We start from the raw sequence: 22,084 nt of genomic DNA, 5'->3' as shown, positions 1-22,084 counted from the left end.
CGCACCCTACCCGCGCACCACGAGGGCCTGACCGGCGACCACGAGGAGGACCTGCTCGCACTCGTCGGCGAAGGAGGCGTTCAACCGGCCCAACTCGTCACGGAACCGGCGCCCCGCCGCCGTCGCCGGCACCACCCCCGAGCCGACCTCGTTCGTCACCGCCACGACCGTGCGACGGGTCGCCCGGACCGCCGCCACCAGCTCGGCGGTCCGCTCGCGCAGCGCGCTCTGCCCGCCGGCGGCCCACTGCCCGTCGTCCCAGGCACCCACCCGGTCCATGGCATCGGTCAGCCACAACGACAGACAGTCGACGAGGAGCGCGGGGCCCTCCCCTTCGAGCAGCGGTACGAGGTCACAGGTCTCGGAGGTACGCCAGGACGCCGGCCGCCGCTCCCGGTGCAGGCCCACCCGCTCCGCCCACTCCGGGTCGCCCTCCCGGCTCCCGCCCGTGGCCACGTACAGCACCTCGGGGAAGCTCTCGAGCCGCCGCTCCGCCTCCACCGACTTCCCCGACCGGGCACCGCCCGTCACCAGCGTCCGCCGCGGCACGTCCGGCACCTCGTGGTACTCGCCCACGTACAGCGTCGTCCCGTCCGGCACCGCCCGCGCCCCCGCCGCCGCCAGCCGCCGGTCCAGCTCCGCCCCGGTCGGCATGTCGTGGTCCAGGTGGACGGCCACGACATCGGTCGCGGGCCCGACGGCCCCGGTCGCGCGCAGCCTGGCCAGCCCGTCCGGCCGGCCCGTCACATCGGCGACCACCATGTCGTACGGCACCCGGTGGTCCTCCGGAAGCCCGGCCGGGGCCCCGCCGGGCGGCAGGTAGAGCAGCGTCTCACCGTCCGCCGACGTCACCTCGTACCCCGTGCCGGGGGAGTCCATCGGCACCGCCCGCACCCGGTGCCCGGAGATCAGCGTCAACTCCCGTCCGTCCGGCACCCGCCCGGCGGTGGGCAGTCCCGCGGGCACTTCCACGGCCGGCCCGTCGTGGGGATGCGTCAGCAGCACCTGCCGCACGGCGACCAGCGAATGCCCCGACCGGGCGGCCGCCAGCGCGGCCCCCGGGGTCAGATCGAGCAGCAGGGCCCCGTCCACGAGCAGCGCCGTCGCGGCGCGGACCCGTGGCCCACGGGAGAGCGCGCACACCGCGCAGGGGCAGTCGGGGCGGGGGAGTCCGAGCGGGGCGCCGGTGCCGAGCAGAGTCAGTTCCACCCTCAGATCCTCCCGCGCCACCGCGAGCCGTGCGCGCCCGGCTACTCTGCGGGCAGGAAACGGATCATCCGTTGAGCGCCAGGAGGCGGACATGGCATGGACGTGGCGGTTCGAGAAGTCCGACGGCACCGAGGTCGAGCCGGTGGTGACTCCGGAGGAGTTCACCACCCAGGGCGACGCGGAGAGCTGGATCGGCGAACACTGGCGTGACCTCCTGGGCGGCGGCGCGGACCAGGTGACGCTCTCGGAGGACGGGGCGAAGATCTACGGCCCGATGCCCCTGAACGCGGAGGGCTAGAGCACCCGGCGGCCGGGACGGCCCGGGCCCGACGCCCGCGTCCCGGCCTCCGACCCGAGGCCCGCGTCCCGGCCTCCGACCCGAGGTCCGAGGTCCGGGTCCCGGCTTCCGGCCCGAGGTCCGGGTCCCGGGTCCCGGCCCGAGGTCCGAGGCCCGGGTCCCGGCTTCCGGTCCGAGGCCCGGCTTCCGGCTTCCGGTCCGAGGCCCGGCTCCCGGTCTCCGGTCCGAGGCCCGGCTCCCGGTCTCCGGCCCGAGGCCCGCGTCCCTGTCTCCGGCCCGACGCCCACGTCCCGGCTTCCGGCCCGACGCCCGCGTCCCGGCTTCCGGCCCGAGGCCCTCGTTCCGGCTTCCGGCCCGACGCCCGCGTTCCGGCCTCCGGCCCGGCTTCTCCGACCGGGCTGTTCGGCCCGGTCCGGCGCCCTGAACCCGGCCCCCGGTCCGGCGCGCGGCCAGCCGTTACAGCTCGCCCAGGGTGACCTCCGCCTTCTCCGTGGTCGTCCCCCGGACGTACGTCACCGTCACCTTGTCGCCCGGCCGGTGCGAGGCCAGCGCCTCCGACAGGGACGTGATCGTCGTGATGTCCGTGTCGTCGAGCCGCGTGATGATGTCGCCCGGCTTCAGGCCCGCCCTGCCCGCCGCCCCGTCCGCCGGCGCGTCGACGACGGCCACGCCCGCCGGCTCGGACGCGTCGTCCAGCACCGTACGGCCGGTGATGTCGAGGGCCGCCCGCCCGGAGTCCGTCACCTTGCCGTCCTTCACGATCTGGTCGGCGATCGTCCGCACCATCGACGCGGGGATCGCGAATCCGATGCCGGGCGCCGAGCTGCCGCCCATGCCGGGGTCGGAGGCGGCGAGCGTCGGGATGCCGATGACCTCGCTGTCGAGGTTGACCAGCGCGCCCCCGCTGTTGCCGGGGTTGATCGCGGCCGATGTCTGGACCATGTCCGCGATCGTCGCGCCCGTGCCGCCGCCGGTCGTTCCTTCGCTGACCATGCGGCCGGTCGCGGAGACGATGCCCTGGGTCACGCTGCCGGAGAGGCCGAGCGGGGAGCCCATCGCGAGCACGATCTGTCCCATGTCGACGGTCGCCGAATCACCGAACTTCGCGGGCTTGAGGCCCTGCGGCAGCGAGTCCAGCTTGATCACCGCGAGGTCCTGCTCGGGGTACGAGGAGACGAGCCGGGCGGTGACGGGCTGCCCGCCCGTGGCGGCGGTGACCGTGAAGGACGTCTCCCGGCCGACCACGTGCGCGTTGGTGACGATGTGGCCCTTGCTGTCGTAGATGACGCCGGAGCCGAGGCTTTCGGTCGCGTCGATCTGGACGACCGACGGCAGGACGTTCTTGATGACGGCCCGGTAGTCGTCCTGCAGCTCGTTGGCCGAGAGCGGCGCCGCCGCCTGGGTGGAGCTCTCGCGGGCGGGCGGGTCCTCGCCGGGGGAGGAGCAGCCGGCGAGGGCGACGGCGCAGACCGTGGCGGTCAGGGGGAGCAGCAGGCGCGGGGCGGGAGTGCGGAGGGTGGAGGCATGGGCACGGGAGACGTCCATGTCCGGAGTATCCGTTTCATCCCCTGCCGGGGGCCCGGTGAGCGCACCCGATCAGGGGCGCCCGCCCGTCGACCGCCCCGGCCGGGTCCGACACCCGGCGCCCCCGTCAGCCCCGTACCCCGCAGAGATGCAGCAGCGCCGCCACGCGCCGGTACGGTTCCGTCCGGCCCGCCCGGTCCTCGGCGGCGAGCAGCCGGTCCAGTTCCTCCGCGGCCGGCAGGCCCGCCTCGGCGGGGACGCCGTCGGTGAAGACGCGGACCCCGTACCAGGCGTGCAGCGGCGCCGCGATCCCGGCGAGTGTCGAGGTGAGCGCGTCGAGGCGGTCGGCCCGTACCTTCACGCCGTGGTCGTCGGTGCAGACGTCCGAGTCGAAGCCTGCGAGCGCACCGGTCCAGTCCCCGGCGAGCCCCGGCCGCATGGCGAGAGCGTCCGCGTTCCGCACGACCAGGGAGAGGAGGCCGCCGGGGGCGAGCATCCGGGCCAGGCCGGCGAGCAGCGCGTCGGGCTCGTCGGCGTACATGAGCACGCCGTGGCAGAGGACCACGTCGAAGCTGCCGGGGAGGAAGTGCACCCCGGTCTCGCGGCCGTCGCCCTCGATGAGCCGGACCCGCTCACGGATTCCGGCGGGCTCGGTCGCCAGCGACTCGCGGGCCGCCTTGAGGAGGTCGGGATCGGCTTCGAGGCCGGTCACCGTGTGCCCGGCGCGGGCGAGCCGCAGCGCCTGCGTGCCCTGGCCCATGCCGGCGTCGAGAATCCTGAGCCGCTGCCCCACGGGGTAGCGGCCGGATATCTGCTCGTCGAGCTGACGGGCGACGATCTCCTGCCGGATGGTGTCGCGCAGCCCGCCGGAACCGGCGGGCCAGTGCGCGACGGCGGGCAGCACGGGGCCGCCCGACTCCGACGTCGCCGCGCCGAAAGCGCGATCGACAGACTCCGAGCTGTCGGCGCTCAGGGCCGCTCTCCGCGCTTGACCTGCGGCTTCGGCAGTCGCAGTCGGCGCATCTGGAGCGTACGCATCAGGCCGTAGGCCACGGCTCCCCGCCTCGGCTCGTTCGGGAAGCGCTTGGCCAGCTGCTTCCGCAGCCGGATCCAGATACCGATCGAGTCGATGACGATCAGGATGATCACACCGAGCCAGAGCAGCAGGGAGATGTTCTGCAGCGACCGGTTGGCGTTGCCGAACAGCGACAGCACGAGGATCACCACGGCCATCGGCAGGAAGAACTCGGCGATCGCGAATCGCGAGTCGACGAAGTCGCGCACGAAGCGGCGGACCGGACCCTTGTCGCGGGCGGGCAGGTAACGCTCGTCACCGCTGGCCAGCGCTTCGCGCTGACGGGCCAGGTCCGAGCGGCGTGCCTCGCGCTGGCGCTTGGCGGCCTCCTTGCGGTCGGTCGGCACCGTCGCGGCGCGACGGCGCTGGGTCTGCGCCTCACTCCGCTTCGGGGTCGGGCGGCCCTTGGGGGCCTCGGGGTCGCGGGGCTGCTTGGTGGAGAGGTCCGCCGTCACCTTGTCGGTGGGGGCCTTCTCGTCCTTCGAACGGCTACGGAACACAAAACCCAAGGGTACGGGGTGGTGGGCATGAACCCCATGCCGGGCGGGAACGATCCGCTAACGGAGTGCGTCTACGGCGGTACGTGCGGAGGACAGCCGCGGTTCCCCCTAGATCCATCTACTCCCTGCGCGGGAGGGAAGTGGGGGCGCAGTCGTCCTTGGGGAGGAGCGCATCGCGCTCCGAACAGTGCGGTAATGGAGACAGGGCCCGTACTGTGGATCCTGTCGAAGAGCTGGAGCCGAAGTCCGTCAGAAGGGGGCGCGCGAAGCCCATGAGCGGTGTCATGAAGCGTATGGGGATGATCTTCCGCGCGAAGGCGAACAAGGCCCTTGACCGGGCCGAGGATCCGCGCGAGACGCTCGACTACTCGTACCAGAAGCAACTGGAGCTGCTGCAGAAGGTGCGGCGGGGCGTCGCCGACGTCGCCACCTCGCGCAAGCGGCTCGAACTGCAGCTGAACCAGCTGCAGGGTCAGTCCGCCAAGCTGGAGGACCAGGGCCGCAAGGCGCTGGCGCTCGGCCGCGAGGACCTGGCGCGCGAGGCGCTGTCCCGGCGTGCCGCGCTCCAGCAGCAGGTCAGCGACCTGGAGGTGCAGCACCAGACGCTGCAGGGCGAGGAGGAGAAGCTCACCCTCGCCGCCCAGCGTCTCCAGGCCAAGGTGGACGCCTTCCGCACCAAGAAGGAGACCATCAAGGCGACCTACACGGCCGCCCAGGCGCAGACGCGGATCGCCGAGTCCTTCTCCGGCATCTCGGAGGAGATGAGCGACGTCGGCCTCGCGATCCAGCGTGCCGAGGACAAGACCGCCCAGCTCCAGGCGCGCGCCGGCGCGATCGACGAGCTGCTCGCCTCGGGCGCCCTGGACGACCAGTCCGGGCTCGCGAAGGACGACATCCAGGCCGAGCTGGACCGTCTCTCCGGCGGCACGGACGTCGAGCTGGAGCTCCAGCGGATGAAGGCGGAGCTGGCCGGTGGCCCTTCGGCGCAGCAGCAGGCGCTCGAGGGCGGCGGCGCGGCCGCGCCGCAGGACACCAACCCGCAGCAGCAGTCCCACCCGCGGTTCGAGAAGTAGCCCGCTTCGGTTTCGGGCCGTGCTCGCGGACGGAGCCGCGCTCGTGAACAGACAGGACGCGTCATGATCGTACGGATCATGGGGGAGGGCCAGTGGAAGCTGGCCGACAGCCACTTCGTGGAGCTGAACAAGCTCGACGACGAGCTGCTCGCAGAGATGGAGTCGGGGGACGAGGGAGGCTTTCGGCGCACGCTGAACGCTCTCCTGGACGCGGTCCGGCGGCTCGGTGCGCCGCTGCCGGACGAAGCGCTCGAACCCTCGGAGCTGATCCTCCCGGCCCCGGAAGCGAGCCTGGACGAGGTCAGGGAGATGCTCTCCGACGAGGGCCTCATCCCGGGCTGAGGACGCCGTACGACAGGTCCCGCCACCCCGAGGGTGGCGGGACCTCGCGCGTTCCCCGCCCGACGGCCGCCCGGGCCCCGGGGCAGGCCCGGGCGTGGGCACGGGGCACGGGGCGGCCCGGCCCGGGCGCCACGTGGGACACGAGGGGCCGACGTACGAGCGGGTCCGCCCCAGTGGCACGAGGGGCAGACCTGCGTACCGGTCCGGACCCGTACCGTTGTCCTCCGTGACTTCCACCGGCCCCTCCACCGGCACCCTCTTCGCCCGTCTCCGCGACCGGTTCCGCGCGCACCCGCTCGCCTTCGACGCGACGCTCGCGTTCGGCGCGCTCGTCTGCATGATCGCCGGGTCCTTCACCGACCCGCACGGCAGCGGCACCGGGCCGAGCTTCGGCGACCAGGTGCCCGACGTGACCAGCGTGCTGATCATGGTGGCCGGGGCCTCCGCCCTGGTGCTGCGCCGGCGCTACCCCTTCCGCGTCCTCTGCTTCACGGGGACGATGAGCCTCTTCGAGCTGGTCGGCGACACCCGGCCCGCCACCATCGCCATGAGCGCCGTCGTCGCGCTCTACACCGTGGCCTCCCGCACCGACCGGCCCACCACCTGGCGGGTCGGCCTGGCCACCATGGCGGCGCTGACCGCCGCGGCCATGGCCTTCGGCCCGACGCCCTGGTACGCGCAGGAGAACCTCGGCATCATCGCCTGGACCGGTATGGCGGCCGCCGCCGGCGACGCCGTCCGCAGCCGCCGGGCCTTCGTCGACGCCATCAGGGAGCGCGCCGAACGCGCCGAACGCACCCGCGAGGAGGAGGCCGGCCGCCGGGTCGCCGAGGAGAGGCTCCGGATCGCCCGCGACCTGCACGACGTCGTCGCCCACCACATCGCCCTGGTGAACGTGCAGGCCGGAGTCGCGGCGCACGTCATGGACAAGCGCCCCGACCAGGCCAAGGAGGCCCTCGCGCACGTACGGGAGGCCAGCCGCTCCGCGCTCGACGAGCTGCGCGCCACCGTCGGCCTGCTGCGCCAGTCCGGAGACCCGGAGGCCCCCACCGAACCGGCCCCCGGCCTCGCCGTCCTCGACGGCCTGCTGGACACCTTCCGCAAGGCCGGACTGCCGGTCGCCCTCGCCCGCGCCGACGGGGACAAGCCGCTGCCCGCGACCGTCGACCTGGCCGCGTACCGGATCGTGCAGGAGGCCCTGACCAATGTGCGCAAGCACGCGGGACCGGACGCGAAGGCCGAGGTGAGCGTCGTCCGGGTGGGCCGTACGGTCGAGATCACCGTCCTCGACAACGGCACCCCCCGTGCCGCCTCGGACCCCGCCCCCACCGGCGGCCACGGACTGCTGGGCATGCGCGAACGGGTCGGCGCCTTCGGCGGCACCCTGACCGCCGCCCCCCGGTACGGCGGCGGCTTCCGGGTGCAGGCGATACTGCCCGTGACGTCCCGTACGGGGGAGGACACATGACGATCCGCGTAGTGCTCGCCGACGACCAGGCCCTGCTGCGCAGCGCCTTCAAGGTCCTGGTGAACTCCGAACCGGACATGGAGGTCGTCGGCGAGGCCGCGGACGGCGCCCAGGCCGTGGCCCTCGCCCGCTCGGAGCGGGCCGACGTCGTCCTGATGGACATCCGGATGCCGGGCACGGACGGCCTCGCCGCCACCCGGATGATCACCGCCGACCCGGAGCTCTCCGACGTACGGATCGTCATGCTGACCACCTTCGAGGTCGACGAGTACGTCGTGCAGTCGCTGCGCGCCGGCGCCTCCGGCTTCCTCGGCAAGGGCGCCGAGCCCGAGGAACTCCTCGGCGCGATCCGGATCGCCCACGCGGGAGAGGCACTGCTCTCCCCGGCGGCCACCAAGGGGCTGATCGCCACCTTCCTCGCGCAGGGCCCCGGCGCGGAGGCCGTCGGAGAAGGTGGCCGGGGCCGCACCGAACGGCTCGCCGCGCTCACCGCCCGGGAGCGCGAGGTCCTCGTCCTCGTCGCCGGCGGTCTCTCCAACGACGAGATCGCCGAGCGGCTCGACGTGAGCCCGCTCACGGTGAAGACCCATGTCAACCGGGCCATGGCCAAGCTCGGTGCCCGCGACCGGGCCCAGCTGGTGGTCACGGCCTACGAATCGGGACTGGTACGTCCAAGGGTGGAGTGACCGGGGGACTCGGCGTACTCCAGACGCGGTATGCGCGGGATAAGGATGTGGACCCGGGGGCCGAGGACTTCCGGCCCGCGATGGCAGATCGTATGGACGGGGGCATCTCCGGCGGATCCAGCGGATCCGGGCCGTGATCCTGGCTGCTCCCGCCTGCCGACGAGTACGCCACAGAAGAGAGACCCCATGTCCTGGCTGTCCAGATTCAGCCTCGCGCAACGGGCCCTGATCGGGCTGATGTCCATCGTCGCGATCGTCTTCGGGGCGATCGCGATACCGCAGCTGAAGCAGCAGTTGTTCCCCTCGATCGAGCTGCCCATGGTCTCGGTCCTCGCCCCGTACCAGGGCGCCTCTCCCGATGTGGTCGAGAAGCAGGTCGTCGAGCCCCTGGAGAGCAACCTGAAGGCCGTCGACGGCCTGAAGTCGGTCACCTCCACCGCCTCCGAGGGCATGGCCGTCATCATGGCCTCCTTCGACTACGGCGACGAATCGACCAAGCAGCTCGTCGCCGACGTCCAGCAGGCCGTCAACCGCGCCCGCGCCCAGCTGCCCGACACGGTCGACCCGCAGGTCGTGGCCGGCTCGACGGACGACATTCCGACCGTCGTCCTTGCCGCCGCCTCCGACAAGGACCCGCAGGCCCTCGCCGACCAGCTGGAGCGGACCGTCGTCCCCGCCCTGGAGGACATCGAGGGCGTCGGCCAGGTCTCCGTCACCGGCGTCCAGGACCTTCAGGTCTCCGTCACCCCGGACGAGCGGAAGCTCGCCGCGGCCGGACTCAGCTCGATGAAGCTCGCCGAGGCGCTCCGCTCCGGCGGCGGCACGATCCCGGCCGGCTCCTTCTCCGAGGACGGCAAGAACCGCACGATCCGGGTCGGCGGCGGGTACACCTCGCTGCGGCAGATCGAGGACCTGCGCATCCCGGCGGCCACTCCCGGCAAGGGCAAGGCGGTCCGCCTCGGTGACGTGGCCACCGTCCGCCAGGAGGAGGCGCCGCGCGTCTCCCTCACCCGGACCAACGGCAAGCCCAGCCTCGCCGTCATGGCCACCATGTACAAGGACGGCAGCGCCGTCGCGATCTCCGACGCCGTCAAGGAGAAGCTGCCCGAGCTCCGCGGCGACCTCGGTGCGGGCGCCGAGCTGACCGTGGTCTCCGACCAGGGCCCGGCCGTCGCCAAGGCCGTCTCCGGACTGACCACCGAGGGCGCGCTCGGCCTCGTCATGGCCGTCCTGGTGATCCTCGTCTTCCTCGCGTCGATCCGCTCGACGCTGGTCACCGCGGTCTCCATCCCGCTCTCGGTCGTCCTCGCGCTCATCGTGCTGTGGACCCGTGACCTCTCGCTCAACATGCTGACGCTCGGCGCGCTCACCATCGCCATCGGCCGAGTCGTCGACGACTCGATCGTGGTCCTGGAGAACATCAAGCGTCACCTCGGCTACGGCGAGGAGCGCGAGGCCGCGATCCTCACGGCGGTCCGCGAGGTGGCGGGCGCCGTGACGTCCTCCACTCTCACCACCGTCGCCGTCTTCCTGCCGATCGGTCTGACCGGCGGCATGATCGGCGAGCTGTTCGGCTCGTTCTCGCTGACGATCACGGCGGCCCTGCTCGCCTCGCTGCTCGTCTCCCTGACCGTGGTCCCGGTCCTCTCGTACTGGTTCCTGCGCGCCCCCAAGGGCACCTCGGAGGACCTGGCGGAGGCCCGCAGGCTGGCCGAGGAGAAGGAGGAGAAGAGCCGTCTCCAGCGCCTCTACGTGCCCGTCCTGAGGTTCGCCACCCGGCGTCGCTTCATGAGCCTGGCCATCGCGCTCGTCGTCCTGGTCGTCACCTTCGGCATGGCCCCGCTCCTGAAGACGAACTTCTTCGACCAGGGCGAGCAGGAGGTCCTGAGCATCCAGCAGGAGCTGGCGCCCGGCACCGGCCTCGACGCCTCCGACGCGGCCGCGAAGAAGATCGAGAAGCTCCTCGCGGACACCGAGGGCGTCAAGGACTACCAGGTCAACGTCGGTTCCTCCGGCTTCATGGCGGCCTTCGGCGGCGGCACCGGCACCAACCAGGCCTCGTACCAGATCAGCCTGGAGGAGTCCGCCTCCTACGAGAAGACCCGTGACGCCATCGAGAAGGGCCTCGCCGCCCTCGACGGGATCGGCGACACCACCATCGCGGCCGGCGACGGCTTCGGCAGCCAGGACCTGAGCGTGGTCGTCAAGGCCGGTGACCCGGAGGTCCTCCGGAAGGCCTCCGAGCAGGTCAGGGCCGCGATCGCCGGGCTCAAGGACGTCACCGACGTGCAGAGCGACCTCTCGCAGTCGATCCCGCGGATCTCCGTCACGGCGAACGACCGGGCGGCCGACGCGGGCTTCGACTCCACCTCTCTCGGCATGATCGTCGCGCAGGCCGTCCGGGGCACCCCGACCGCCAAGGCGATCCTTAACGACAGCGAGCGGGACGTCCTCATCACCTCGGCGAAGCCGGTCACCACCCTGGCCGGGCTCAAGGCCCTGCCGCTCGGGCCGGTCAGGCTGGGCGACATCGCCACCGTCGAGCTCGTCCCCGGCCCGGTGTCCATGACGCGGATCGACGGCGCCCGCGCCGCGACGATCACCGCCAAGCCGGTCGGCGACAACACCGGCGCGGTGAGCGCCACCCTCCAGTCGAAGATCGGCGCGCTCGACCTGCCCGAGGGCGCCACCGCCACCATCGGCGGTGTCTCCGAGGACCAGAACGAGGCCTTCCTCAACCTGTTCCTGGCGATGCTCGCGGCCGTCGCGATCGTCTTCATGCTGCTGGTGGCCACCTTCAGGTCGCTGATCCAGCCGCTGATCCTGCTGGTCTCGATCCCGTTCGCGGCGACCGGCGCGATCGGCCTCCTGGTGATCACCGACACCGCGATGGGCGTCCCGGCGATGATCGGCATGCTGATGCTGATCGGCATCGTCGTCACCAACGCGATCGTCCTGATCGACCTGATCAACCAGTACCGGGCGCAGGGGCTCGGTGTCGTCGAAGCGGTGATCGAGGGCGGCCGGCACCGGCTCCGCCCGATCCTGATGACCGCCCTGGCGACGATCTTCGCCCTGCTGCCGATGGCGCTCGGCATCACCGGCGAGGGCGGCTTCATCGCCCAGCCGCTGGCCGTGGTGGTGATCGGCGGTCTGATCACCTCGACGCTGCTGACCCTCCTCCTCGTCCCGACGCTCTACGCGATGGTGGAGCTCCGCAAGGACCGCCGGGCGAAGAAGAAGGCGGCGAAGAAGAACGGGGCGGAGGTCCCGGAGCAGCCCACCGAGGCGAACACGGACACGTCCCTGCTGGACGCGCTGGACGTCTAGGAAGCGCGCATACGCCGAAGGGCGCCCCGCACACCGCGGGGCGCCCTTCGGGCGTATCGGGGGAGAACCGCTACGGCAGAGCGAGCATCCGCTCCAGGGCGAGCTTCGCGAAGCTCTCCGTCTCCTTGTCGACCTGGATCTGGTTGACGAGGTTGCCCTCGGCCAGGGACTCCAGGGTCCACACCAGGTGCGGCAGGTCGATGCGGTTCATGGTCGAGCAGAAGCAGACCGTCTTGTCGAGGAAGACGATCTCCTTGTCCTGGTCGGCGAATCGGTTCGCCAGCCGCCGGACCAGGTTCAGCTCCGTGCCGATCGCCCACTTGGAACCGGCCGGGGCCGCCTCCAGGGTGTTGATGATGTACTCGGTCGAGCCCACGTAGTCCGCGGCGGCGACGACCTCGTGCCGGCACTCGGGGTGGACGAGCACGTTGACCCCGGGGATGCGCGCGCGGACGTCCTCGACCGACTCCAGCGAGAAGCGGCCGTGCACGGAGCAGTGACCCCGCCACAGGATCATCTTGGCGTCGCGCAGCTGCTCGACGGTCAGGCCGCCGTTCGGCTTGTGCGGGTTGTACAGAACGCAGTCGTCGAGGGACATGCCCATGTCGCGTACGGCGGTGTTGCGGCCCAGGTGCTGGTCCGGCAGGAACAGCACCTTCTCCCCCTGCTCGAAGGCCCAGTTCAGGGCCCGCTCGGCGTTGGACGAGGTGCAGATCGTGCCCCCGTGCTTACCGGTGAAGGCCTTGATGTCGGCCGAGGAGTTCATGTACGAGACGGGCACGACCTGATCGGCGACGCCGGCCTCGGTCAACACGTCCCAGCACTCGGCGACCTGCTCGGCGGTGGCCATGTCGGCCATCGAACAGCCGGCCGCGAGGTCGGGCAGGACGACCTTCTGCTCGTCGCCGGTCAGGATGTCGGCCGACTCCGCCATGAAGTGCACGCCGCAGAAGACGATGTACTCGGCCGAGGGCTTGGCCGCCGCGTCGCGCGCGAGCTTGAAGGAGTCGCCGGTGACGTCGGCGAACTGGATGACCTCGTCGCGCTGGTAGTGGTGGCCGAGCACGAAGACCTTGTCCCCGAGCTTCTCCTTGGCCGCGCGGGCGCGCTCCACGAGGTCGGGGTCGGAGGGCGAGGGCAGATCGCCGGGGCACTCCACGCCGCGCTCGCTCTTCGGGTCGGCCTCCCGGCCGAGCAGGAGCAGGGCGAGCGGCGACGGCTGGACGTCGAGTTCATGACGGGCTTGGGCCGTGGTCACGTCACGCACCCTTTCTTCGAGGAGCTTTTCGTCTAAATGACGCTATCTATCATAACCGCTTCACGTCACGTTGACGATGTCCATAGTGTCGATGTGACGAATTCGCCGTCGCCGTCGCGAGACTTCACCGTCCCCGCTCGGGGACAGGGTGTGCGAGCATGAAGGAGGAAGACCCACACTCGGCCCGGAATGAATCCGGGGCACCGTCGGTTGCAACCGTCGGCAAGCAGTCTCCGTACACACCGGGAGAGAAGCAGATGTCCGTATCGGACGAGAAGACCACTGTCAGCGACGGCATCCTCCTGTCCGACGCCGCCGCGGCCAAGGTCAAGGCCCTCCTCGACCAGGAAGGCCGCGAGGACCTGGCCCTGCGCGTCGCCGTTCAGCCCGGCGGCTGCTCCGGCCTGCGTTACCAGCTGTTCTTCGACGAGCGTTCGCTCGACGGCGATGTCGTGAAGGACTTCGACGGCGTCAAGGTCGTCACCGACCGCATGAGCGCCCCGTACCTGGGCGGCGCCTCGATCGACTTCGTCGACACCATCGAGAAGCAGGGCTTCACCATCGACAACCCGAACGCCACGGGTTCCTGCGCCTGCGGTGACTCGTTCAGCTAAGCCGCACACGTCGTACGCCCGAGGGGCGGTGGACCGGAATGTTCCGGTCCACCGCCCCTCGGGCGTTCCTCCCGCCGTGCGTACGCGCCACCGGGCTCAGCGGCGCGGCACCGCCTCCCCGCTCGCCCCGTCGACCACCGGGCGGTCGCCCAGCGGCTTCTCCAGCGTGACGGTCTTCGTGAAGTCCTTGGCGATCATGATGCACACCCGCTCGGGGTCGGACTTCTCGACGATCCGCACCGTCACCCGGTCCGGCTGCTCCTCGGCCTTCACCGTGTACGTGCTGCACACCCCGCCCCAGAACGTGACGGCCAGCTGCCGGCCGTCCCCCTCGACCCGGACGGACTCGACCACCCGCGCCGCCGTACCGTCCGGCTGCGCAGGCGTGGGCGTGGGCGCCGGTGAGGGCTTCTCCGGCGGCTTCAGGTACTCAGGGGCCACCGCGGCCTGCGCCACCGTGTACGGCGCGCCGTCCTTCGGGTCCGCCGTGAACAGCCACGACGGTACGAGCAGCCGTTCGCCGTCCACGTCACGCGCGGCCAGACCGAACACCGCCGCCGTCACCGGCACCTGGTCGGGCGCGGCCCGGTCCACGATCGTCTCGCAGGGCGGGGGCGGCGACACCGGCTTCCCGTGGGCGGGCTCCCGCCCGGCCCCCGTGTCCGGCCGGCCCGAGCCGTCCACCCCGGCGGCCGGCGGGTCGGTGGCGCAGCCCCCGATTCCGATCGGACCGGTGCCCTTCGAGTCCTCGTTCAGCCGGGCGAGCGCCTTCGCCGCCTGCACCACCGGGTACGAGGCCTTCTCGGCCGGCTCCTTGAGCATCCCGCTGCCGGCGACCGTCCGGCCGTCCCGCGCGATGTGCAGCCCCGTCGACCAGCCGTAGGTCGGCAGCCCGCCCACCACCGGATCGGCGTTGACCACGCGCACCGAACCGTTCATCACCTGGGTCGCGGTGACCTTCGCGTCGTCCTGGCCGAGCGCCTTCAGCACGGGCGCGGCCGCGGCCTTCGCCGCCGCCTCGCTCAGCGGCGTACCGCCCGGCGAGGGCTTCGACTCTCCCGGCGGCGGACACGCCTTGCCCTTGAGGCAGCTGTCGCCCGCCGGGCCGCCGTCGTACCAGGAGTACGTCCAGTTCCCCGGCGCCTTCCGGGACACGTCGAGGCGGGGCCCCGAACCGTCCTTCTCGGGCCTGATCGTCCAGACCTCACCCACGAGGGAGGGGCTCCCGGAGATGCCCAGCGCTTCGGCCAGCCTGGTCACCTCCGCCGAGGTGACCAGGCCCTCGGGCCGGTGGACCGCGGCCGAGGAGGGCCCCTGGGGGAGTGGGCCCTTGGCTGTGTAGACGGTCCCGTTCGGGCCGCCTCCGGGGTCCGGCTCGCCGGGCGCGATCCCGGGGCCGCCCCGTGAGTCGCCGCCGGCGTCCGTACCGCCGCTGCCGCCCTCCAGCCTCAGGGGCGGGGGCGGCCCGGCCGCGTCGGCGGCCTTGGCCGCCGCGCCGCTGCCGTCACCGGACGCCGTGGTGGCGAGATAGACGCCACCGCCTCCGGCGAGGAGCACACCCGCCGCCACCGAGGCGGCCAGGACGTTCCGTCGCCTCCGTACGTTCTCCGTACCGCTCACCGCACAGCTCCCTCGTCTCGACCGGACGACGATGGGACGGAGCGGGCGGGCGGACGGTTCCGTCCGTCAGTCCCCGTACTCGGCGGTGTCGTCGATCAGCCGCGCCGAGGCCGCCGGTACGACGACCCCGTGGATCAGCGCGGGGGAGACCGGAGCGGGTGCGGGGGAGACCGGGGTCACCCAGTGCGGAGCCATCCGCGCGCCGTCGCCCCGCAGGTCGGCGAGGCTCAACTCGGACTCGTGTCGCTCACGTGAAGCGGGGTAGATGGTCATGGGCGCACCGTATGCACCACACGCCCCTGGGGAAAAGACCTACTCTGGGGTAGTTTCCACTGGTCGGCAGGGCGCCCCCCACCCGGTAGCGTGAACTGTCATTACCGCCTTCCCGCAGGAGCACCCGCCGTGCGTATCGCAGTCACCGGCTCCATCGCCACCGACCACCTCATGACCTTCCCCGGAAGGTTCGCCGACCAGCTCGTGGCCGACCAGCTCCACACGGTGTCCCTCTCCTTCCTCGTCGACAACCTCGACGTCCGCCGCGGCGGCGTCGGACCCAACATCTGTTTCGGCATGGGACAGCTCGGCGGCAGCCCGATCCTCGTGGGCGCGGCCGGCTACGACTTCGACGAGTACCGCGGCTGGCTCGACCGCCACGGCGTCGACACCGGCTCGGTGCGCATCTCCGAGGTGCTGCACACCGCCCGCTTCGTCTGCACCACGGACAAGGACCACAACCAGATCGGCTCCTTCTACACGGGCGCGATGAGCGAGGCCCGGCTGATCGAGCTCAAGACCGTCGCCGACCGGGTGGGCGGGCTCGACCTGGTCCTCATCGGCGCCGACGACCCCGAGGCGATGCTCCGCCACACGGAGGAGTGCAAGACGCGGGAGATCCCCTTCGCCGCCGACTTCTCCCAGCAGATCGCGCGCATGGACGGCCAGGAGATCCGCACCCTCCTGGAGGGCGCCACCTACCTCTTCTCCAACGAGTACGAGAAGGGCCTCATCGAGTCCAAGACGGGCTGGACGGACGCCGAGATCCTCTCCCGTGTCGGCCACCGGGTCACCACGCTCGGCTCGCGCGGTGTCCGCATCGAGCGCGTCGGCGAGGACCCGATCGAGGTCGGCTGCCCCGAGGAGACCGCGAAGGTCGACCCGACCGGCGTCGGTGACGCGTTCCGCGCCGGCTTCCTCACCGGCCTGTCCTGGGGCGTCGGCCTGGAGCGCGCGGCGCAGGTCGGCTGCATGCTGGCCACGCTGGTCATCGAGACGCTGGGCACGCAGGAGTACACGCTGCGGCGGGCCAACTTCATGGAGCGCTTCACGAAGGCGTACGGCGAGGACGCGGCCACCGAGGTCCAGTCCCACCTCGCCTGACACCCCCGACCCCCGGCCCACCCGCCGGGGGCCGTTGGTTTCACCGTCGGGGCGCGACGGCCGCCGCCCACCGCGTTGTGGGCGGAACGGGTGCGGCACGACGGCCTCCGCCCACCCCCGTTGTGGGCATTCGTTCCTCCCCCAGACTCCGTCCGGGGGGACCCCCAGGGCGGAACGTCCGGTCGCAACGGCCTGCGCCCACCCCCGTTGTGGGCATTCGTTCCGCTGGGGCGGAACGGGTGGGCACAACGGACGTCGCCCCTGCCGGGCGCTCAGGCTTCCGAGCCTGGACCCGCACCCGTTGTGCGCCGAACCATGGGTGCGGGCCCAGGCCCAGGGGGCGGACGCGCCACCCAAGGGCGCCGCGCTGTGGGTGCGGGTCCAGGCGCAGGGGGCGGACGCGCCGCCAAGGGCGCCGTCCCGTGTGCCCACCCGTCCCGCCCCAGCGGGACGAATGCCCACACGGGGGTGAGGAGCAGCGCCCGGCGAAGGCCCGCGGCCCGCAACCGGCCCGCCGCCCGCGCGGCTCGTGGCCCCGCACGGAGCCCCGGCCCATCAGGGGCCCGGCCCGGAAGGCCCCTGCCCCTCAGGCCCCTGCCCGCCAGGGCCCGGCTCGGGAGGGCCCGGCTCGGGAGGGGGCCCGCTGACCAGGCCCCGGCCCACCAGCCCCCGGCCCGCCGGCCCCCGGCCCCGCCCCGCCAGGGGCCCCCTTCAGGTCAGGCGGCGGACCACGTACGCGACGCCGCCCCGTTCCGACGGTGACTCGCCCATGTACTCCTGTCCCCGCATCTCGCACCACGCCGGGATGTCGAGCCGCGCCGCCGCGTCGTCCGCGAGGACGGTCACCGTGCCCCCCACCGGAACGTCTCCGATGACCTTCGCCAGCTCGATCACCGGGATCGGGCAGCGCCGGCCGAGGGCGTCCACGACGAGAGAGGCGGAGTCCGCCGCCCCGGTGGCCGGGGCCGAGGCCGGGGCGCCGAGCCGTTCCCGTACCCCCGCGACGACCCCCGGGAGCACGTCGAGGAAGCGGTCCACGTCCTCCGCCGCGGTGCCGGCGGGCAGGGACACCCGGACGTTCCCCTCGCTCAGCACGCCCATCGCGCGCAGCACATGGCTGGGCGTCAGCGTCGAACTCGTACACGATGAACCGGACGAAACGGAGAAACCCTCCCGGTCCAGCTCGTGCAGCAGAGTCTCCCCGTCGACATAGAGACAGGAGAACGTGACGAGATGGGGGAGCCGGCGCACCGGGTCGCCCACCACCTCCACGTCCGGGACGAGCTCCGGCACCCGTGCCCGGATCCGGTCCACCAGGGCCCGCAGCCGCGCCCCCTCGGCGGCCGCCTCCGCCCGTACCGCGCGCAGCGAGGCCGCCGCCGCCACGATCGCCGGCAGGTTCTCGAAGCCGGGCGCCCGGCCCGACTCCCGCTCGTCCGGGGGACCTTGCGGCGCGAACCTGACGCCCTTGCGCACGGCGAGCAGCCCCACGCCCGCCGGACCGCCCCACTTGTGCGCGCTCGCCGCGAGAAGCGACCAGCCGCCCTCGACCGGCCCCCAGCCGAGGGACTGGGCCGCGTCCACGAGCAGCGGCACGCCCGCGGCCCGGCAGGCCTCGGCGGCCTCGGCCACCGGCTGCTCGGTCCCCACCTCGTGGTTGGCCGACTGGAGGCAGGCCAGGGCCGTCCCGGCGTCCAGCGCCGCCGCGAAGACGTTCGTGTCCACGGCCCCGGACCGGCCCACCGGCACCTCGGTCACGGTGCCGCCGGCCGCCGCGTGGCTGTCGGCCGCATGGAGTACGGAGGAGTGTTCGACCGCCGAGACCACGATCCGGTTTCCGACACGCCGACGCCCCGCGAGAGATCCCGAGATTCCCGCGTGAACCGCGCGCGTCCCCGAAGGAGTGAACACCAGCTCGTCGGGGCGGCAGCCCACGGCCTCCGCCGCGGCCTCCCGCGCCGCGTCGAGCAGCAGCCTGGCCCGCCGCCCCTCCCGGTACAGCCGGGCCGGATCGGCCCAGCCCTCGTCCAGGGAGGCGAGCAGCGCCTGACGGGCGACGGGGTGCAGAGGGGCGGCGGACGCGGCGTCGAAATACGGCATCCGCCCACCGTAGAGCCTGGCCGTGGGCGATCCTCGCCGCGTCCCGAGCCGAGTCCCGGCCGGGCCCGTGCCCCGTCCCGGGCAGGCGCGAGCCGGGTTCCGGCGGGGCCCCGAGCACGTCCGCGCCCTGTCCGCGCCCGGCCCGTGGCACCTCCTCGGCGAGACCGGACGCCGCCCCCGTGAGCCCTCGTCAGAAGCATGGTGCGGCACCCCGGCAGACCGCCGAACGGACGCGCCCGACCCCCCTGCGGAACCCCGGAGTCCACCCCTTCGGGGACTCGGACGGCGCGTTGGGCACCCTCCCCGCGCGACCCCAAATAGCGTCCAGTAGGGTTTGGTCCGCATAAACATCCAAACCCCTGCCCGCGGCCGGGGCGGCGACCGACCAGCGAGACGGACGGCCGTGGCCGACCAACGCGGGCCGAGACTCTCGGGAAGGCGCTACGTGAGTCCCAACGGCTCCGACCGCTCGTCGCGGCGCCCGATGCGGCGGAAGCTGCCGCAGGTGCTGACTGCGGGCCTGATCCTGGCGACAGCCACGGGCTGCTCGTACAACTGGGAAGACTTCCCCCGCCTTGGTATGCCCACTCCGGTCACGGAGGAGGCACCTACGATCCTCTCCCTCTGGCAGGGCTCGTGGGCGGCCGCCCTCGTCACGGGTGTCCTGGTCTGGGGGCTGATCCTGTGGTCCGTCATCTTCCACCGGCGCAGCCGCACCAAGGTCGAGGTACCTCCGCAGACGCGATACAACATGCCCATCGAGGCGCTGTACACCGTCACCCCGCTCATCATCGTCTCCGTGCTCTTCTACTTCACGGCACGTGACGAGTCGAAGCTCCTGTCGCTTTCCGACAAGCCGGCCCACACCATCAACGTGGTCGGCTACCAGTGGAGCTGGGGCTTCAACTACGTCGAGAACGTGCCCGGAGTGAAGGGCGACGCCCAGAAGGCTCCGAACCTCGACGCCATTCCGGACAAGTACCAGGACGACTTCCCGGCGAACGCCGGCGGCGTCTACGACGCCGGTATCCCGGGTGACCGGAACCCGCAGACCGGCAACCCGGGTCCCACCCTGTGGCTGCCGAAGGGCGAGAAGGTCCGGTTCGTCCTGACCTCCCGTGACGTCATCCACTCCTTCTGGGTGGTTCCCTTCCTGTTCAAGCAGGACGTCATCCCGGGTCACACCAACGTCTTCGAAGTCACCCCGACTCAGGAAGGCACCTTCCTCGGCAAGTGCGCCGAGCTGTGCGGTGTCGACCACTCCCGGATGCTCTTCAACGTCAAGGTGGTCTCTCCGGAGCGCTACCAGCAGCACCTGAAGGAGCTGGCCGAGAAGGGGCAGACCGGCTACATCCCGTCTGGCATCGAGCAGACGGACCCGGCCAGGAATGCGGAGAAGAACCAACTGTGAGCATCCACAACGAAACCCAGGGTGCCGCCGCAGCTGAGGACTCGTACGAGAACGAGCTGCCCGTACGGCGCAAGCAGCCCGGCAATGTCGTGGTGAAGTGGCTGACCACCACCGACCACAAGACGATCGGCACGCTCTACCTGGTCACGTCGTTCGTCTTCTTCTGCATCGGCGGACTCATGGCGCTCTTCATGCGCGCCGAGCTGGCCCGTCCGGGTACGCAGATCATGTCGAACGAGCAGTTCAACCAGGCGTTCACGATGCACGGCACGATCATGCTGCTGATGTTCGCGACGCCGCTGTTCGCCGGATTCGCGAACTGGATCATGCCGCTGCAGATCGGCGCGCCCGACGTGGCGTTCCCGCGGCTGAACATGTTCGCGTACTGGCTGTACCTCTTCGGCTCGATCATCGCGGTGGCCGGCTTCCTCACCCCGCAGGGTGCGGCCGACTTCGGCTGGTTCGCCTACTCCCCGCTGTCGGACGCCGTCCGCTCGCCGGGTGTCGGCGCCGACATGTGGATCATGGGTCTGGCCTTCTCCGGCTTCGGCACGATCCTCGGTTCGGTCAACTTCATCACCACGATCATCTGCATGCGCGCTCCGGGCATGACGATGTTCCGTATGCCGATCTTCACCTGGAACGTGCTGCTGACCGGTGTCCTGGTCCTGCTCGCCTTCCCGGTGCTGGCGGCCGCGCTGTTCGCCCTGGAGGCGGACCGCAAGTTCGGTGCCCATGTCTTCGACGCGGCCAACGGCGGCGCCCTGCTGTGGCAACACCTCTTCTGGTTCTTCGGACACCCAGAGGTGTACATCATCGCCTTGCCCTTCTTCGGCATCGTCTCCGAAGTCATCCCGGTCTTCAGCCGCAAGCCGATGTTCGGCTACATCGGTCTGGTGGCCGCGACCATCGCGATCGCCGGCCTGTCCGTGACCGTGTGGGCGCACCACATGTACGTCACCGGTGGCGTGCTTCTACCGTTCTTCTCCTTCATGACGTTCCTCATCGCCGTACCGACCGGCGTGAAGTTCTTCAACTGGATCGGAACGATGTGGAAGGGCTCGCTGTCCTTCGAGACACCGATGCTCTGGACGATCGGCTTCCTGATCACCTTCACCTTCGGTGGTCTGACGGGCGTGATCCTGGCCTCGCCGCCGATGGACTTCCACGTCTCCGACTCGTACTTCGTCGTCGCGCACTTCCACTACGTCGTCTTCGGCACCGTGGTCTTCGCGATGTTCGCCGGTTTCCACTTCTGGTGGCCGAAGTTCACGGGCAAGATGCTGGACGAGCGGCTCGGCAAGATGACGTTCTGGACGCTGTTCATCGGCTTCCACGGCACCTTCCTGGTGCAGCACTGGCTCGGTGCCGAGGGCATGCCGCGTCGCTACGCGGACTACCTCGACGCCGACGGCTTCACCGCGCTGAACACGATCTCGACGATCTCCTCCTTCCTGCTCGGTCTGTCGATCCTGCCGTTCCTCTACAACGTCTGGAAGACCGCCAAGTACGGCAAGAAGATCGAGGTCGACGACCCGTGGGGCTACGGCCGTTCGCTCGAATGGGCGACGTCCTGCCCGCCGCCGCGGCACAACTTCCTCACCCTGCCGCGCATCCGTTCGGAATCGCCGGCGTTCGACCTGCACCACCCTGAGATCGCCGCTCTCGACCAGCTCGAGAACAAGCCGCACGAGGCCGAGGCCCTCACGGGCAGCAAGGAGGCCGGCAAGTGAAGATCCAGGGCAAGATGTTCATCTGGCTGAGCGTCTTCATCCTTGCCATGGCGATCCTGTACGGCGTCTGGTCCAAGGAGCCGGTCGGCACGACGGCGCTCTTCCTCGCGTTCGGCCTGTCCATCATGATCGGCTACTACCTGGCCTTCACGGCCAAGCGTGTCGACGCGATGGCGCAGGACGACAAGGAGGCCGACGTCGCGGACGAGGCCGGTGACGTGGGCTTCTTCGCCCCGCACAGCTGGCAGCCGCTGTCGCTGGCCATCGGCGGCGCGCTCGCCTTCCTCGCCATCGCGATGGGCTGGTGGATCCTGTACTTCTCCGCCCCGCTGATCCTGGTCGGCCTCTTCGGCTGGGTCTTCGAGTTCTACCGCGGCGAGAACCAGAACCAGTAGCGGTACCCGCTCCGCTCCGGAGCACCCAGAGGGGCCCGGACACTTCGTCACCGAAGTGTCCGGGCCCCTCT

Annotated in this window: 19 protein-coding genes; 11 read left to right on the top strand and 8 right to left on the bottom strand. The window is 71.5% G+C overall.

Annotated elements, in window-relative coordinates; genetic code table 11:
* Nucleotides 1–6: 6 nt before the first annotated feature.
* Nucleotides 7–1,209 (bottom strand): bifunctional adenosylcobinamide kinase/adenosylcobinamide-phosphate guanylyltransferase, encoded by a 1,203-nt coding sequence (locus IE311_RS07105; protein ID WP_189830706.1) that lies wholly within the window; start codon nucleotides 1,207–1,209, stop codon nucleotides 7–9.
* Nucleotides 1,210–1,300: 91 nt separating this feature from the next.
* On the opposite strand from IE311_RS07105, the gene IE311_RS07100 reads away from it, so the two are divergent.
* A complete protein-coding gene (locus tag IE311_RS07100; RefSeq protein ID WP_189830705.1) occupies nucleotides 1,301–1,507 on the top strand; it encodes a hypothetical protein in 207 nt (68 codons plus the stop codon).
* Between the two features lie 456 nt (nucleotides 1,508–1,963).
* On the opposite strand, the gene IE311_RS07095 is transcribed toward IE311_RS07100, so the two are convergent.
* The 3 genes from IE311_RS07095 to IE311_RS07085 form a co-directional block, all read right to left on the bottom strand.
* Nucleotides 1,964–3,052, bottom strand: a complete 1,089-nt coding sequence (locus IE311_RS07095; RefSeq protein ID WP_189830704.1) for a S1C family serine protease — start codon at nucleotides 3,050–3,052, stop codon at nucleotides 1,964–1,966.
* A 106-nt stretch (nucleotides 3,053–3,158) separates the two neighbouring features.
* Nucleotides 3,159–3,935 (bottom strand): class I SAM-dependent methyltransferase, encoded by a 777-nt coding sequence (locus tag IE311_RS07090; RefSeq protein WP_189830703.1) that lies wholly within the window; start codon nucleotides 3,933–3,935, stop codon nucleotides 3,159–3,161.
* 65 nt (nucleotides 3,936–4,000) lie between these two features.
* A complete protein-coding gene (locus IE311_RS07085; protein WP_189830702.1) occupies nucleotides 4,001–4,606 on the bottom strand; it encodes a DUF3043 domain-containing protein in 606 nt (201 codons plus the stop codon).
* Nucleotides 4,607–4,878: 272 nt separating this feature from the next.
* Here IE311_RS07085 and IE311_RS07080 point away from each other — a divergent pair, with 272 nt between their 5' ends.
* The 5 genes from IE311_RS07080 to IE311_RS07060 all read left to right on the top strand — a co-directional run bounded on the left by IE311_RS07080 (nucleotide 4,879) and on the right by IE311_RS07060 (nucleotide 11,505).
* Entirely contained in the window at nucleotides 4,879–5,679 is an 801-nt protein-coding gene (locus IE311_RS07080; protein ID WP_189830701.1) for a PspA/IM30 family protein, read from the top strand.
* A gap of 63 nt (nucleotides 5,680–5,742) precedes the next feature.
* Nucleotides 5,743–6,021, top strand: coding sequence for a PspA-associated protein PspAA (gene pspAA, locus IE311_RS07075; RefSeq protein WP_189830700.1), 279 nt, complete (start codon nucleotides 5,743–5,745; stop codon nucleotides 6,019–6,021).
* A gap of 226 nt (nucleotides 6,022–6,247) precedes the next feature.
* Nucleotides 6,248–7,489 (top strand): sensor histidine kinase, encoded by a 1,242-nt coding sequence (locus IE311_RS07070; protein ID WP_189830699.1) that lies wholly within the window; start codon nucleotides 6,248–6,250, stop codon nucleotides 7,487–7,489.
* Nucleotides 7,486–8,175: a response regulator gene (locus IE311_RS07065; protein ID WP_189830698.1), complete on the top strand. Its 690-nt coding sequence runs from the start codon at nucleotides 7,486–7,488 to the stop codon at nucleotides 8,173–8,175. Before IE311_RS07070 ends, IE311_RS07065 begins: the two co-directional genes overlap by 4 nt.
* A 186-nt stretch (nucleotides 8,176–8,361) precedes the next feature.
* Nucleotides 8,362–11,505, top strand: coding sequence for an efflux RND transporter permease subunit (locus tag IE311_RS07060; protein WP_189830697.1), 3,144 nt, complete (start codon nucleotides 8,362–8,364; stop codon nucleotides 11,503–11,505).
* Between the two features lie 70 nt (nucleotides 11,506–11,575).
* On the opposite strand, the gene nadA is transcribed toward IE311_RS07060, so the two are convergent.
* On the bottom strand, nucleotides 11,576–12,772 hold the full coding sequence (gene nadA / locus IE311_RS07055) for a quinolinate synthase NadA (protein WP_189830696.1): 1,197 nt from the start codon (nucleotides 12,770–12,772) through the stop codon (nucleotides 11,576–11,578).
* A gap of 248 nt (nucleotides 12,773–13,020) precedes the next feature.
* On the opposite strand from nadA, the gene IE311_RS07050 reads away from it, so the two are divergent.
* Nucleotides 13,021–13,377 (top strand): HesB/IscA family protein, encoded by a 357-nt coding sequence (locus tag IE311_RS07050; RefSeq protein ID WP_015033024.1) that lies wholly within the window; start codon nucleotides 13,021–13,023, stop codon nucleotides 13,375–13,377.
* Between the two features lie 96 nt (nucleotides 13,378–13,473).
* Here the strand turns inward: IE311_RS07050 and IE311_RS07045 are convergent, their stop codons facing one another.
* Both IE311_RS07045 and IE311_RS07040 read right to left on the bottom strand, forming a co-directional pair.
* Entirely contained in the window at nucleotides 13,474–14,997 is a 1,524-nt protein-coding gene (locus tag IE311_RS07045; protein ID WP_189830695.1) for a hypothetical protein, read from the bottom strand.
* A 66-nt stretch (nucleotides 14,998–15,063) separates the two neighbouring features.
* Nucleotides 15,064–15,270: a hypothetical protein gene (locus IE311_RS07040; RefSeq protein ID WP_189830694.1), complete on the bottom strand. Its 207-nt coding sequence runs from the start codon at nucleotides 15,268–15,270 to the stop codon at nucleotides 15,064–15,066.
* Between the two features lie 129 nt (nucleotides 15,271–15,399).
* Here IE311_RS07040 and IE311_RS07035 point away from each other — a divergent pair, with 129 nt between their 5' ends.
* Nucleotides 15,400–16,374, top strand: a complete 975-nt coding sequence (locus tag IE311_RS07035; protein WP_189830693.1) for a carbohydrate kinase family protein — start codon at nucleotides 15,400–15,402, stop codon at nucleotides 16,372–16,374.
* 711 nt (nucleotides 16,375–17,085) lie between these two features.
* Here IE311_RS07035 and IE311_RS07030 read toward each other — a convergent pair.
* On the bottom strand, nucleotides 17,086–18,474 hold the full coding sequence (locus IE311_RS07030; protein ID WP_189830692.1) for a cysteine desulfurase/sulfurtransferase TusA family protein: 1,389 nt from the start codon (nucleotides 18,472–18,474) through the stop codon (nucleotides 17,086–17,088).
* Nucleotides 18,475–18,919: 445 nt separating this feature from the next.
* Between IE311_RS07030 and ctaC the strand changes: the two genes are divergently transcribed.
* Genes ctaC through IE311_RS07015 form a run of 3 tightly spaced genes read left to right on the top strand, consistent with a single transcriptional unit; the run spans nucleotide 18,920 to nucleotide 22,013 of the window.
* Entirely contained in the window at nucleotides 18,920–19,885 is a 966-nt protein-coding gene (ctaC, locus tag IE311_RS07025) for an aa3-type cytochrome oxidase subunit II (RefSeq protein ID WP_189830691.1), read from the top strand.
* Nucleotides 19,882–21,618 (top strand): aa3-type cytochrome oxidase subunit I, encoded by a 1,737-nt coding sequence (gene ctaD / locus IE311_RS07020; RefSeq protein WP_189830690.1) that lies wholly within the window; start codon nucleotides 19,882–19,884, stop codon nucleotides 21,616–21,618. The genes ctaC and ctaD overlap by 4 nt, the downstream gene beginning before the upstream one ends.
* On the top strand, nucleotides 21,615–22,013 hold the full coding sequence (locus tag IE311_RS07015) for a cytochrome c oxidase subunit 4 (RefSeq protein ID WP_189830689.1): 399 nt from the start codon (nucleotides 21,615–21,617) through the stop codon (nucleotides 22,011–22,013). The genes ctaD and IE311_RS07015 overlap by 4 nt, the downstream gene beginning before the upstream one ends.
* The last annotated feature ends 71 nt before the right edge of the window (nucleotides 22,014–22,084 follow it).

Source organism: Streptomyces zaomyceticus (assembly GCF_014656215.1).
Lineage (GTDB): Bacteria > Actinomycetota > Actinomycetes > Streptomycetales > Streptomycetaceae > Streptomyces > Streptomyces zaomyceticus.
Note: the sequence above shows the minus strand (reverse complement) of the source record. Positions and strands in the feature narration are given on the sequence as shown.

Excerpts from the sequence above, each read along its gene's own strand:
- IE311_RS07100 (WP_189830705.1), top strand. The coding sequence starts at position 1,301 with ATGGCATGGACGTGGCGGTTCGAGAAGTCCGACGGCACCGAGGTCGAG.
- IE311_RS07095 (WP_189830704.1), bottom strand. The coding sequence starts at position 3,052 with ATGGACGTCTCCCGTGCCCATGCCTCCACCCTCCGCACTCCCGCCCCG.
- IE311_RS07080 (WP_189830701.1), top strand. The coding sequence starts at position 4,879 with ATGAGCGGTGTCATGAAGCGTATGGGGATGATCTTCCGCGCGAAGGCG.
- pspAA (WP_189830700.1), top strand. The coding sequence starts at position 5,743 with ATGATCGTACGGATCATGGGGGAGGGCCAGTGGAAGCTGGCCGACAGC.
- IE311_RS07065 (WP_189830698.1), top strand. The coding sequence starts at position 7,486 with ATGACGATCCGCGTAGTGCTCGCCGACGACCAGGCCCTGCTGCGCAGC.
- IE311_RS07060 (WP_189830697.1), top strand. The coding sequence starts at position 8,362 with ATGTCCTGGCTGTCCAGATTCAGCCTCGCGCAACGGGCCCTGATCGGG.
- IE311_RS07050 (WP_015033024.1), top strand. The coding sequence starts at position 13,021 with ATGTCCGTATCGGACGAGAAGACCACTGTCAGCGACGGCATCCTCCTG.
- IE311_RS07040 (WP_189830694.1), bottom strand. The coding sequence starts at position 15,270 with ATGACCATCTACCCCGCTTCACGTGAGCGACACGAGTCCGAGTTGAGC.
- IE311_RS07030 (WP_189830692.1), bottom strand. The coding sequence starts at position 18,474 with ATGCCGTATTTCGACGCCGCGTCCGCCGCCCCTCTGCACCCCGTCGCC.